The organism is uncultured Caballeronia sp., assembly GCF_964243625.1.
Taxonomy (GTDB): Bacteria; Pseudomonadota; Gammaproteobacteria; order Burkholderiales; family Burkholderiaceae; genus Caballeronia.
Genome location: NZ_CAXTGZ010000144.1, coordinates 1 through 12436 on the forward strand (window position 1 = coordinate 1; position 12436 = coordinate 12436).

The 12436-nt window shown below is 60.2% G+C and carries 13 protein-coding genes; 6 read left to right on the plus strand and 7 right to left on the minus strand.

What is annotated here, in order from left to right; genetic code table 11:
- Positions 1-59: 59 nt before the first annotated feature.
- The 3 genes from ACFFAR_RS12295 to ACFFAR_RS12305 form a co-directional block, all read right to left on the minus strand.
- Positions 60-743, minus strand: coding sequence for a Fe2+-dependent dioxygenase (locus ACFFAR_RS12295; protein WP_174365111.1), 684 nt, complete (start codon positions 741-743; stop codon positions 60-62).
- A gap of 37 nt (positions 744-780) precedes the next feature.
- Positions 781-3009: a TonB-dependent siderophore receptor gene (locus ACFFAR_RS12300; RefSeq protein WP_174365112.1), complete on the minus strand. Its 2229-nt coding sequence runs from the start codon at positions 3007-3009 to the stop codon at positions 781-783.
- A 336-nt stretch (positions 3010-3345) separates the two neighbouring features.
- A complete protein-coding gene (locus tag ACFFAR_RS12305) occupies positions 3346-4059 on the minus strand; it encodes a TetR family transcriptional regulator (protein ID WP_174363269.1) in 714 nt (237 codons plus the stop codon).
- 141 nt (positions 4060-4200) lie between these two features.
- Here ACFFAR_RS12305 and ACFFAR_RS12310 point away from each other — a divergent pair, with 141 nt between their 5' ends.
- From ACFFAR_RS12310 to ACFFAR_RS12330, 5 genes are all read left to right on the plus strand, one after another.
- Entirely contained in the window at positions 4201-5097 is an 897-nt protein-coding gene (locus ACFFAR_RS12310) for an SDR family oxidoreductase (RefSeq protein WP_062003464.1), read from the plus strand.
- A 23-nt stretch (positions 5098-5120) separates the two neighbouring features.
- A complete protein-coding gene (locus ACFFAR_RS12315; RefSeq protein ID WP_174363270.1) occupies positions 5121-6758 on the plus strand; it encodes an AMP-binding protein in 1638 nt (545 codons plus the stop codon).
- 72 nt (positions 6759-6830) lie between these two features.
- On the plus strand, positions 6831-7259 hold the full coding sequence (locus ACFFAR_RS12320) for a DUF4174 domain-containing protein (RefSeq protein WP_174363271.1): 429 nt from the start codon (positions 6831-6833) through the stop codon (positions 7257-7259).
- Between the two features lie 126 nt (positions 7260-7385).
- Positions 7386-8012: a phospholipid-binding protein MlaC gene (locus tag ACFFAR_RS12325; RefSeq protein ID WP_062171733.1), complete on the plus strand. Its 627-nt coding sequence runs from the start codon at positions 7386-7388 to the stop codon at positions 8010-8012.
- Between the two features lie 92 nt (positions 8013-8104).
- Positions 8105-8314 (plus strand): hypothetical protein, encoded by a 210-nt coding sequence (locus ACFFAR_RS12330; protein WP_174363272.1) that lies wholly within the window; start codon positions 8105-8107, stop codon positions 8312-8314.
- 45 nt (positions 8315-8359) lie between these two features.
- On the opposite strand, the gene ACFFAR_RS12335 is transcribed toward ACFFAR_RS12330, so the two are convergent.
- From ACFFAR_RS12335 to ACFFAR_RS12350, 4 genes are all read right to left on the minus strand, one after another.
- The gene (locus ACFFAR_RS12335) at positions 8360-8611 is read right to left on the minus strand and encodes a hypothetical protein (protein ID WP_062003460.1); all 252 of its coding nucleotides are present in this window, start codon (positions 8609-8611) and stop codon (positions 8360-8362) included.
- 160 nt (positions 8612-8771) lie between these two features.
- Positions 8772-9929, minus strand: coding sequence for an adenosyl-hopene transferase HpnH (hpnH, locus tag ACFFAR_RS12340; protein WP_062003752.1), 1158 nt, complete (start codon positions 9927-9929; stop codon positions 8772-8774).
- 13 nt (positions 9930-9942) lie between these two features.
- On the minus strand, positions 9943-10911 hold the full coding sequence (gene ispH / locus ACFFAR_RS12345; RefSeq protein ID WP_375507941.1) for a 4-hydroxy-3-methylbut-2-enyl diphosphate reductase: 969 nt from the start codon (positions 10909-10911) through the stop codon (positions 9943-9945).
- A 66-nt stretch (positions 10912-10977) separates the two neighbouring features.
- Positions 10978-11235, minus strand: coding sequence for a hypothetical protein (locus ACFFAR_RS12350; protein ID WP_062171723.1), 258 nt, complete (start codon positions 11233-11235; stop codon positions 10978-10980).
- Positions 11236-11734: 499 nt separating this feature from the next.
- Between ACFFAR_RS12350 and ACFFAR_RS12355 the strand changes: the two genes are divergently transcribed.
- Positions 11735-12436, plus strand: a 702-nt coding sequence (locus ACFFAR_RS12355; RefSeq protein WP_174363273.1) for a glycosyltransferase, incomplete at its 3' end; no start/stop codon positions are given.

The following is a 12436-nucleotide window of genomic DNA, read 5'->3' on the forward strand; positions in this document are numbered from 1 at the left end:
GTTGGCGAATTTGCCAATTCCAGCGATGCGGAGCTTTCCTGGTAGAGCCGCGGACTCAATCAGGTCTCGCTCCAAAGCCTCAACAAGTTGTGATAACACCCCACGAGCGTGCGCCGGGCGGCGTCGTCGGCGTTTTCGGCGTTGAGCCTTTGAATCGCCGTATCCATATCGAATAGCAGGCTGCGCCGGGTGTCGTCGCGAACCAGGCTTTGCGCCCAGAAGAAACTCGCGACCCGCATTCCCCGCGTCACCGGCCGGACCTGATGCAAGCTCGTCGCCGGATAAACAATCGCATATCCCGCCGGCAACTTCACTTCCTGCACGCCATAGGTATCTTCGATAACCAGTTCCCCACCGTCGTATTCGTCGGGCGGCGTGAGAAACACGGTTATCGATACATCCGTGCGCACTCGCGTCCCATGCCCCGGCACGAGCCGGATGGCGCCATCGACATGACTGCCGAAGTGCATCCCGCCCTCGTACCGGTTAAATAGCGGCGGATACACCTTGTTCGGCAGCACTGCGCTGATAAACAGCGGATGCCGCTCGAGCGACGCGATGATCGCGTCGCCCAGTTCGAACGCAACCGGCGCTTCCTGCGCGATCTGCTGGTTGCGCTTGACCGGCGCGCCCTGGTAGCCGGCCGTCGCGCGCCCGTCCACCCAGGCGTCCGATGCATCGAGCCGCTGGCGCATCGCGGCGGCGTCCTCGGGACTGAGGACGTTGGGTATGGAAAGAATCATGATTTTTATACAGCGCCGCCGCGCCTGACCAATAAGTTCAATAGAACCGGTAGTTTAGCGTTGCCAGGAACGTGCGGCCGTAACCCGGCACTGCGCGGCCGCCGTCCGACGGAATCAGCGCATCGTAGTAATGCTTGTTGGTCAGGTTCTGCACGTTCAACTGGATGTCATAACGCTTCTGGTGATACGCAGCCATCGCGTCCCAGCGCGTGTACGCCGGCACCTGCACGAAGTTCGTGCTGGCCGCATATCGTGACGACGTGTACACCGGCCCGCCGCCAAACGTCCATTGCGGCGTGAGGTCGTAAGTCGTCCAGATGGTGATCATGTTGCGCGGCGTGTTGGCGAGCGTCTTGCCGTTCGTGTTGTCCAGCGCCTTTACGACCTCGCCGTCCATGTACGTGTAGCCGCCGAAGACCTGCCATTTGTTCGTGATGTGGCCGGCCACGCCAAGTTGATAACCGCGCACGCGCACGTCGCCGTCGAGTGTGTAGCTGCCGTCGGGCTGGGCCGTGCGGGCATTGGTTTTATCGATGTTGAAAAGCGACTGCGTCACCGACAAACCGCCGTTGAGCAAATCCCATTTCGAGCCGATTTCATACGATCGGTTCGATTCCGGCGGAATGTTCTGCTGGTTGTTGGTGAGCGTCAGCGCTTCGAGCGACGGGTTGAACGACGTGCCGTACGACACGTAGTACGACTGCCAGTCGGTCGGCTGGAAAATGATCCCGGCGCGTACGCTCGTAAAGAAGTTGGTCTGCGTGCCATACGACGGCGCATTGATCGTGTTCTTGATCGACGCCTCGTAACGGTCCCAGCGCACGCCGCCCACGACCTTCCAGTACTGGCCGATGGACACCGTATCGTTGGCATAAACGCCGATTCCGTTCGCGCTCGATTCCACCAGGTTGGTCGCGACTTCCTTCGTGTTGGCCGGACGCTCGGTGTATTGCGGGTTGAGCAGCGGCACGATCGCGATGGTGTTCGACGGCAAGCCCGGCGTGGTTGCGGTGAATGACTGGTTGCTGTAGGTCTCGTGGCTCAGGTCGACGCCCGCGATCACCTCATGCTTGAGGAAGCCGGTGTTGAACTTGTAGTCGATATCGGTCGTGTTGTAGACCGAGTGGTCGTTGATGTTGCGGTCCTTGCCCTGCAATCTGACGAAAAGCGAAGACAGCGGCAGCGACGTGAAGTTGCCGTTTGCCAGCGCCGGCGATGTTCCCAGCGGCCCGGTCAGCACGGCCGCGGCATTTGTTGCGCGGGCTTCGGTGCTGTAGTGGCTGAACTGCGTCTGGTTGCGCAGCGTGAGGTCATCGCTGAAACGGTGTTTGAAACGCGCCGACACCGTCTGCACATCCTGCATCGTGCGGTCGCCTTCGAAGCCGTAGAACTGGCTCTTGCTGACCGGCGCCGGAGCGCCGTTGACCGGCGGAATGCCGTAATCCGGCTGGTCGCGGTTGTGCTGGATCAGCGCGGACAACGTGATTTCCGTCGGCGTGCCAATACCGAAAGTCGCTGTGGGGGCAAAGCCGTAGTCCTTGCTTTTCATCACATCGCGCGTCGAGCCCAGATCCTGGCCGAATGCGTTCAGCCGGATGGCCGACGTGCTGGAAAGCGGCTGGTTGATGTCGAAAGTGCCTCTGTAGCGATCGTCCGTGCCGACCATCGCGGAGACGGACGCGTGCGCCTTGAGTCCGGCCTGCTTGCTCACCTGGTTGATCACGCCGCCTGTGGAACCGCGCCCGAAATAAAGCGATGACGGGCCGTACAGCACATCGATGGATTCGAGGTCGAACGTGTCCCGATAGTACTGGCCGCGATCGCGGAACCCATCCAGATAAATATCCGTACGAGCCGAGAACCCGCGCAAGTTGATGTTGTTGCCGATCTGACCGCCTTCCGCCGCGCCGATGGTCACGCCGGGCACGTTGCGAAGGGCATCGGAGAAAGACGTCGCGGCCTGGGATTGCAGCACGGACTTTGGGACGACCACGGCGGCCTGAGGAATATCGCGTAATGCGGTGGGCACCTTGGCGCCGACGCTCGATTTTTCCGGTTGGAAATCATTCGACGTATCCGCTTGCCCGTTCACCTGGACCGGCGGCAACGTCGCGTTTTCTGCGGGCGCGGCCGCTTCGGGCTGCGCCGGGGCCGGCGTTTGAACCTGAGCAATCGGCGCGGTTTGCGCGTAGGCGTAAAGCGGTGCGGCAACGGGTACAGCCACGAAACTCATGATCGCGGCGGCAAGCGGTGTCTTCCTCAACATGGGCGTTCCCGATACTGGATGGTTAATGGCCGCGCATGACGCAAGCCGAAAATGGGGGGGCGCGATTACGCGCGACGCGGTTATGACGGGTTTGGAGCAGACAAGCGCCGACCGGCCGGCACCTCGCTTGAGCGATAGATGCAACCTAAGTTGTCGATTGTGTAAATGCGAATCGATATCATTACACAAGTAACAAAGGTTTTCAATTGAATAGAATGAACTTAACGAATGGCAGACTCACAAAGGCCCGCGCTGATAAAAGCGCGGCTCTGGCTGAGGGATTCCGAGTAAAGCGAGGGATTGGGCGTTAAATCTGCCGGCTCTGACGGCAGGGCGTCATTTTTTCGATGCAGACGCCTGGTCATAAAGCCGCAAGGCGGCGGCCAGATCGCGCTGCAATTGTTCGAGCGCGGCCGCGTCTGGATTCGGCGGCTGAAGGCCTTGCCATAAGAGTTGTGCCAGCCGGTTCGAGGTCTCTTCTATATCGACCGTCTTCTTGCTGATCGCGTCCCAGAGGACGTGTTCCATCGGACCGTAGATGCTCGATCGCAACAGGCTGAGCGGCATGTCGCCACGAATATCGCCTGCAGCGACGCCATCCGCCAGCACCTGCATGAGCGGCGCAGTGTAACGGCGCTGGAGTTGCAGGATTTCACTGCCGAACGTGTCGTCTTTCGCGCGTCCCTCCGAGAGAATCAGCGCGCAAAGCCCCGGCCCGTCGATCATCAGCCGGTACAAATGCGTGCGGATCAGGAAGAACAGCTTTGCGCGCGTGCCCGTGACATGCGGCAACGTGGCTTCTATCTCCGCGATGATCTCGTCGTACCAGTCGCAGATCACGCGCACGCACAGATCGCGTTTGCCCGCGAAATACGTGAAGACCGTCGCCTCCGATACCCCCAGCCGCCGCGCCATTTCGATCGTCGTGGCCGATGAATACCCGCGCTCCGAGAACACTTCCCGCGCGACCGCGAGGATGTCCTTGATGCGTTGCTCGGACTTGACGCTCGATGGCGCGCGCCGGGCGGGGAGGGCTTTATGCTGGGTCATATCGATGCAAGATCTGGATGTATCTTGAGTCTAGCTCAAATTCTTACAGACCTTGAATGTCGATATTAAAGGTATCTACCAACTTGACGCGCGCTCAGGATTTGAGTTTTACTCAACCTCACTTCTTCCGGCGAACCCGACATGGAATCCACGCATCGATACCGCTCCGTCTTCCGCCCCGGCCTCTTCGCCAACAAGGTCGTCATGGTCACCGGCGGCGGCAGCGGACTCGGCCGATGTACGGCGCATGAACTGGTATCGCTGGGTGCATCGGTGGTGCTGGTTGGACGAACGCTCGCAAAACTCGAAGCCGTTCGCGACGAGCTCGCGGCGGACTATCCGGAAAGCCCGGGACGCGTTGGCTGCCACCCCTGCGACATCCGCGACGAAACCAGCGTCAAGCAAGTCGTCGCGGCCGTGCTTGCCGAGTTCAAGCAGCTCGACGGCCTTTTCAATTGCGCAGGCGGCCAGTTTCCCGCGCCGCTCGAGAAGATTTCGCTGAACGGCTGGGACGCCGTCGTGCGCAACAACCTGCACGGCACCTTCCTGATGTCGCGCGAATGCTTTACGCAACACATGCGCGATCACGGCGGCGCGATCGTCAACATGCTCGCGGACATTTGGGGCGGCATGCCCGGCATGGGACATTCCGGCGCGGCGCGTGCGGGCGTATGGAATTTCACCGAAACCGCTGCGTGCGAATGGGGCTACGCCGGCGTTCGCGTGAATGCGGTGGCGCCGGGATGGATTGCATCGGCGGGAATGGACAGCTACGACGAGCGGTATCGTGCGTTGCTGCGCGAACTCAAGCACAAGGTGCCACTGCAGCGATTTGGTACGGAATCCGAACTGGCTGCGGCGGCGGTATTTTTATTGTCGGAGGCGTCGGCTTTCATCAGCGGGTCGGTGATTCGCGTCGATGGCGGCGTGCCCAACGCGCGCCATTCGTGGCCATTGGCGGCGTCTGAGCGTACGCTTGCGTTCAACGGTTTTTCGCGATACCAGCCGCCTTCGGGCTTGCAACAAGCCGACGAGTGAAACTCAAAATCAAGGAAGAAACGATGCTTCCCGCAGCCGATTCATACGACGCCCTGAACGCGGCGTTCGAGTGGCAGGTGCCCGCGCAATACAACATCGGCGTGGACGTCTGCGATAAATGGGCCGACGGCTCGGGCCGTCTTGCGCTCATTTACGAAACGCGTGAAGGCGAGCAAACGCGTTTCACCTTCGACGAACTCAAGACTCTGTCCAATCAATTCGCCAATGCGTTGATGCGCGCCGGGTTGAAGCGTGGCGATCGCGTCGGGATCTTCCTGCCGCAATCGCCGGAGACGGCTATCGCGCATCTGGCGATCTACAAGGCGGGTTGCATCGCGGTGCCGTTGTTCGCGCTTTTCGGCGTGGATGCAATCCAGTATCGGCTCGCCGATAGCGGCGCCGCCGCGCTTATCACCGATCACGCGGGCTTCCAGAAACTCGAGCAGATCCGCGATACGCTGCCGGAGCTCAAGGCGGCGTATTACGCAGGTGGCGAGCACGACGAAAGTGCGCCGGAATACGCTCATATGTTCTGGGATACCTTGCGGGCGGAAACGGAAGCGTTCACGCCAGTCGATACATCCTCCGATGACCCCGCCGCCATCATCTACACGTCCGGCACGACGGGAAAACCCAAGGGCGCATTGCTTGCGCATCGGGTGTTGCTCGGGCATTTGCCGGGCGTCGAGATGTCGCAAGGCCTTTTCCCGGCGAACGCGAAACTGATGTGGACGCCTGCGGACTGGGCGTGGATTGGCGGATTGTTCGATGTGTTGCTGCCGGCGTGGCATCACGGCGTTGCGGTTTTGGCGCGGCGTTTCGAAAAGTTCGATGGCCCCGCCGCCTTCGACCTGATGGCGCGCCACGGCGTCACGCATACGTTCCTGCCGCCGACCGCGCTCAAGATGATGCGCTCGGTCGCTCGTCCCGAGCAGTGGAAGCTTTCCCTGCGCGCGGTGGCGAGTGGCGGCGAATCGCTTGGGGAGGAGCTGATCGCGTGGGGTCGGGCGGCGCTCGGCGTGACCATCAACGAGTTCTACGGGCAGACGGAATGCAACGTGGTGGTGTCGTCGTGCTCGACGTTGTTCGAGCCACGGCCGGGCGCTATCGGACGCAGTGCGCCCGGACATCGCGTGACAATCGTCGACGATAACGGCACGGAACTCGCGCCCGGCACGCCTGGCAATATCGCGATCAAATCGCCTGATCCGGTCATGTTCCTGCGCTACTGGAACAACGAGCCGGCCACACGCGATAAATTCCGCGGCCCGTTCCTGTTGACCGGCGATCTCGGTCTTTGCGATGCCGATGGTTTTATCCGCTTCGTCGGGCGCAATGACGACGTGATCACGAGCGCGGGATATCGGATCGGGCCGGCGCCTATCGAAGATTGTCTGTTGCGGCATCCGGCGGTGAGCATGGCGGCGGTCATCGGCGCGCCGGACGCCGCGCGCACGGAAATCGTGATGGCGTTCATTGTGCTGAACGGAGGTTTTATCGCTGACGAAACCCTCGTGCGCGAACTTCAGCAACATGTGAGGACGCGGCTCGCGGCGCATGAATATCCGCGCGAGATTCGTTTCGTCGATGCCTTGCCGATGACGCCAACCGGCAAAGTCATGCGCAAGGAATTGCGTTCTCAGTTGCCGTCGGGGACTTAGCGCGGCGACGTGGCTTGGCCTTCAGCACAGTTTCCTCGTGAGCCGTAATATGAAGCACAAGGAGGCGCTGCCATGAATCTTTCCCTGCTAGCACCCGTTTTCGCCGCGGCCGTGGCGAGCCAGCTCGGGTTCGCCGCAAGCTCTGTTTCCATCGATCAACACACGTGGCACGATCGTCTGCTCGTGATTTTCGCCGCCGATCCGCAATCGGCGCAGCTTGCCGCCCAGCGCGCGGCCATCGAGAAAACGGGCTCGGGATTCAAGGAGCGCGATCTGGCGCTGATCGAGGTGATCGGCGACTCGGTCAAAGGCGCGAGCGAAAATGCAAACGCGCTTCGACAGCGGTTCGGCGTAAAGCAGCACAGCTTTCGTGCGTTGCTGGTCGGCAAGGACGGCGGCGTGAAGATCGATTCGCCGAAGCCGATTTCGGCTAGCGAGTTGACATCGACTATCGACGCCATGCCGATGCGCCGCCAGGAAGCGGGCTCGAAACTTCCATGAACTGTCACCCGGGACGCCGGTCGATATACTGACGATGAATCGAGTCCAGGCTGATGCAACGATCGCCACGCAGGTGACGTTTGCTTTCGGCCGGACATTGCCCTCCAATCTCGAACTATCGGTCGTATGAAACGTTATTTGCCCGCTCGTTTTGCCCTTGTCGCCCTGGCTTTTTCGGCGGCGCTTTTCTCCAGCGCGTCGTTCGCGCAAACAAGTCCTGACGCGGTGGTGAAAAGCGCCGTGGAAGGGACAGTCAACGCGATGAAGGCTGACCCGCAAGCTCGCGGCGGCGATATGGCCAAGATCACGCAACTGGTCCAGACGCGTTTCGTGCCCGCCACCGACTTCCAGCGCACCACGCGGATTGCCGTCGGCAAGGCGTGGACCACGGCGACGCCTGAACAGCAGAAGCAGCTTTATGAACAATTCCAGACGCTGCTGGTACGCACGTACACGTCGTCGCTTTCGCAACTGCGCGATGAAGACGTCAAGTTCAAGTTCGATGCCCCCACGCTCGACGCCGGCGCCAAAGACGCTGTTGTTCAATCGCATGTGTATTCGACGGGTGGAGATAATCCGGTACGGTATCGGCTGGAAAAGACGCCCGATGGCTGGAAGATCTACGACATCGACATGATGGGCGCGTGGCTGATCCAGGTGTATCAGACGCAGTTTGCCGGCCAGTTGCAAAAGGGCGGCGTGGATGGCTTGATCAAGTTCCTGACCACGCACAACGCGCGCACGGCGGAATAAGGTCGATCGAAGTGGATTAGAAAAACGCAGCCTGCTTTCGCGGGCTGCGTTTTTTATGAGGACCGATATTGGTTCGACGTGACGGAACGTGAATGCGAGGCCACACCGATATGTCAACGCCATTGAAATCTGCAGCAGGAACGAAAGCTGAACCAGTCGCTGCGCCCGATGCCATTGTATTTAAAAAAAGCGCGTGTCTCGAAGACATTGGTAAAGACCCGCTCAACCAGTTGCGTGGATCGCTATTGCGTTACGAAACCCCGATGAGCGCTGTCGGAGAAGATGACTGGAACGCAAAGTGACTCCCCCCGCGAAACTTTATGCGCAGCAAGTTCCGGCTGTTGCTATCAGCACTCTGACACAAGCACCATCGCGGCCGAGGAAACGTTCTTCGCCGACTTCATCGCCTTCTCCCTCACTGCGATCATGTCTTCGGTCGCGCTGGAATACCGGAACGAAGCCGGCAGCAGCCGATAATCCGCCGCCACTTGCGCCGCCTTCGTCTCGCTGAAACCTGATTTGCGCAGTGTCTTCGCGAGCAGCAGATAGTCGTCGAGGTCGGCCTTGCCGAGGTTGATCATTACGTTGAAGTCGGCCATAGCGTCCTGCTTGGTTTGCCTGAAAACAAGCGATGCTACACGGGCTTGCCGGAAGCGCGTCTTGAAAACAAGAACGGGTGGAAAAACGCCGCTCAACGCAACGTCTTCCACCCGTTCGCTTCCCTGCGATCTGCCGCAGGAATCAAGCGCGCTTGAAAACTCAGGCCGCAGCCGTCGTTGTCTGCTTGCCGCCCTTGTTAGTCTTGGCGCGGCCGATTTCTTCCAGCTTGATCTCGACATGCTTCGAGAACACGAATTCCGCCGGGCGCTGATTGTCGACCGGCAGGTCTTTCGCGTATGCGCCTTCGGTACGCGGACCGCGCAACGCGACGCGCGCCGCCTTCAGCGGATGCGCAACCGTGTCCATCACGGCAGTCGCTTCAAAGCCGCAATGCACCATGCAGTCAGCGCATTTCTCGTACTTGCCCGTGCCGTACTTGTCCCACTCGGTCGTTTCCATCAGTTCCTTGAAGGTCTTTACATAACCTTCGCCGAGCAGATAGCACGGACGCTGCCAGCCGAACACGGTGCGCGCCGGGTTGCCCCAGGGCGTGCATTCGTACGTCTGATTGCCGGCCAGGAAGTCGAGGAACATGCTCGACTGGCTGAACGACCAGCGTTTGCCGTTATCGCCGCGCTTGAAGATATCGCGGAAAAGCGTCTTCGTTTTTTCGCGATTCAGGAAGTGCTGCTGATCCGGTGCGCGTTCGTACGCGTAACCCGGCGACACCGTGATGCCGTCCACGCCCATCGGTCCGAGCGTATCGAAGAAATTCGCCACGCGTTCCGGATCGGCGTCGTTGAACAACGTGCAGTTGATGTTTACGCGAAAACCACGGCGCTTCGCTTCCTTGATGGCCGCAACGGCTTTTTCATACACGCCGTCTTGCGAGACCGAATGGTCATGCGCCTGTTTGTCGCCGTCGAGGTGAACCGACCAGACGAAATACGGATTCGGCTCGTAGTCGTCCATTTTCTTTTCCATCAGCAACGCGTTCGTGCACAGGTACACGAACTTCTTGCGCGCGATGATGCCCTTCACGATCTGCGGCATTTCCTTGTGCAGCAGCGGTTCGCCGCCAGCAATGGAAACAACCGGCGCACCGCATTCGTCGACGGCCGCAAGGCAGTCCGCCATGGAAATGCGCTGGTTCAGGATGGGATCCGGATAGTCGATCTTGCCGCAGCCATTACACGCCAGGTTGCAGCGAAACAGCGGCTCGAGCATCAACGCGAGCGGATAACGCTTGTTGCGCATGAAATGCTGGCGCGCGATGTATGCGCCAACCCGGACTTTTTGCAGCATCGGAATAGACAATTGCGTGTGCTCCTTAATCTTCGCGAAGGGCGCCGGCGGAAGCCGTTGCCGCGGCAAGCGGTTTTGTCAGCTTCGCGGGGAGTTTGAATTCAACTTTTTCTTCGCGGCCGGACATTGTCGTCACTTCGACAGGGCCCAGCGCGCGCAGTGCATCAATTACGTGTTTAACCATTTCTTCCGGCGCCGACGCGCCAGCCGTGATGCCCACAGCCTGCGCACCCACAAACCATTCAGGCTTCACTTCCGAACCGTCCGCCACCAGGTAGCTCGGCACGCCGGTTTCGGCGCCGATCTCGCACAGGCGGTTCGAGTTCGAACTGTTTGTCGCGCCAACCACGAGCAGCACGTCCACTTGCGTGCTGAGCTCGCGGACCGCGGCCTGACGGTTTTGCGTGGCATAGCAGATATCACGCGTATCCGGCCCGACAATATCGCTAAAACGCCGGTGCAGTGCGTCGATAATGCCGCGCGTATCGTCCACGGACAAGGTGGTTTGCGTGACATACGCAACGGGTTCGTCCAGCGGCAGCGACAGTGTTGCAACTTCGGCCTCGCTCTGCACCAGTACCACGGTGCCGGGAATCTGGCCGATCGTGCCTTCAACTTCCGGATGCCCGGCGTGGCCGATCAGGATCAACGTGCGGCCCTGCGCGACGTATTGCCGCCCTTGCACGTGAACCTTGGTGACGAGCGGGCAGGTTGCATCGAGTACATCCAGTCCGCGCGCCAGCGCGTCAGCTTCTACCGTTTGCGCGACGCCGTGTGCGCTGAAAATGGCGACGGCGCCGTGCGGGACTTCGTCGAGTTCCTCGACGAAACGCGCGCCCTTGCTTCGCAGATTGTCGACAACATGCCGATTGTGAACGATCTCATGGCGCACATAGACGGGCGCGCCATGTCGTTCCAGAGCACGATCGACAATCTCGATCGCGCGGACCACGCCCGCACAAAAGCCGCGAGGTTGAGCAAGGATAATACGCATATTCGGGCGAACTCCGACTGACGCGGGTTTCGAATGGAACCGGCTATAAGCTTCGATCAAATCCGGTCAATTTATTGTAAGCAAAATTAAAGCTTCGCCGAAAAGCTTCACGAAACAAATGCCTGAAAACAGATCATTCGTTTCAACTTTAAGGCCGAACTTGACCGCGTATTCTAACGCGTTCGCTTTTTGGATGCTTGTTACGGGGTCGTTCCACTTCATGTAGCAGGGTCGAATTATTTCCCGGGCGGCGATGCCGTAAGCTCGTGCTCGGCATGTCTTCATGGACAGGGCGAATGCTGCCAGCGCGCGAATGCCGCTCAATCACGCTTCGATCGCGGCAAATTCAGCGTGAAAGGGCCGTATGGTGCGGTGCGAGGGCGTTGCAGCGGTGTCCGTTCCGACCTGACTATTACGGCTAGCCGCGTATCCGCGCACGTAAGTGGCCGAATTTCATTCGCACTTTTGACTTTCGACGTCTGGTTTATCGGTTGTTGGTCGTTGCGCTTAGCCAACAAAATTGACACTCTTGGCCACGTCGGACAGCACGCGGTTCGCTTCGTTGGCGGATATAACCGACGTGCGTGCCTCGAATTGCTACGTCGGCCGAATGGCATATCGACACGAAGCGCTGCCACGATACATGCTCGACACTGGGCCTCGGCAATCTGGCGACACCTCCTGCCGTGCCCTGTCGGCGAGCCTTTCGTCCTGCCTACGCCAACGTTTGGGCGTAAAGTTGCGCTCCGCCAAGCGTTCCGCCGAAACCCCGGCGGTATTGCGTTTGTTTAACTAGCAACGAAACTGTAGAACCGAACTGACGATGCTCCTGATTGCCTGGTTGTCCCTTCTCATCTGGATTGTCCTGCTGTTTGCCCGCGGCGGGTTCTGGCGTGCGCAAGCTGTCGAGCGACTCAGCGAAAGCACCGTTCACGCGGTCGGACAGGCCGAAATTGCACGGCGCGGCGCCTGGCCCGCGGTGGTCGCGGTCGTGCCGGCGCGCAACGAAGTCGATGTCATCGGCCGAGCGGTCGCGTCTTTGCTCGCGCAGGATTACGCAGGATCGTTTCATCTGATCGTTGTCGATGACCACAGCACCGACGGCACCGCCGACGCCGCGCAAGCCGCCGCCCGCGACCTGGGGCTTGAAGACCGCCTGACGGTGCTGACGGCCGCACCTTTGCCGGCGGGCTGGTCGGGCAAGGTGTGGGCACAGTCGCAGGGAATCGGGGCGATCGACAAGCTCGGCTTGCCGGCCGATTACCTGTTGCTGACCGATGCCGATATCCAGCATCCCGCCAATGCCGCGTCGCAGCTCGTCGCACGGGCGATTCTGGAGGATCGCGATCTTGTCTCGCTGATGGTGCGTCTGCGCTGCGATTCGACGTGGGAAAAAGCGTTGATCCCGGCGTTCGTATTTTTCTTCGCGAAGCTGTATCCGTTCTCATGGGTCAACGACGTGCAAAGCCGCACGGCGGGCGCGGCGGGCGGCTGCATGATGGTCAGGCGTGCGGCGCTGGTGGAG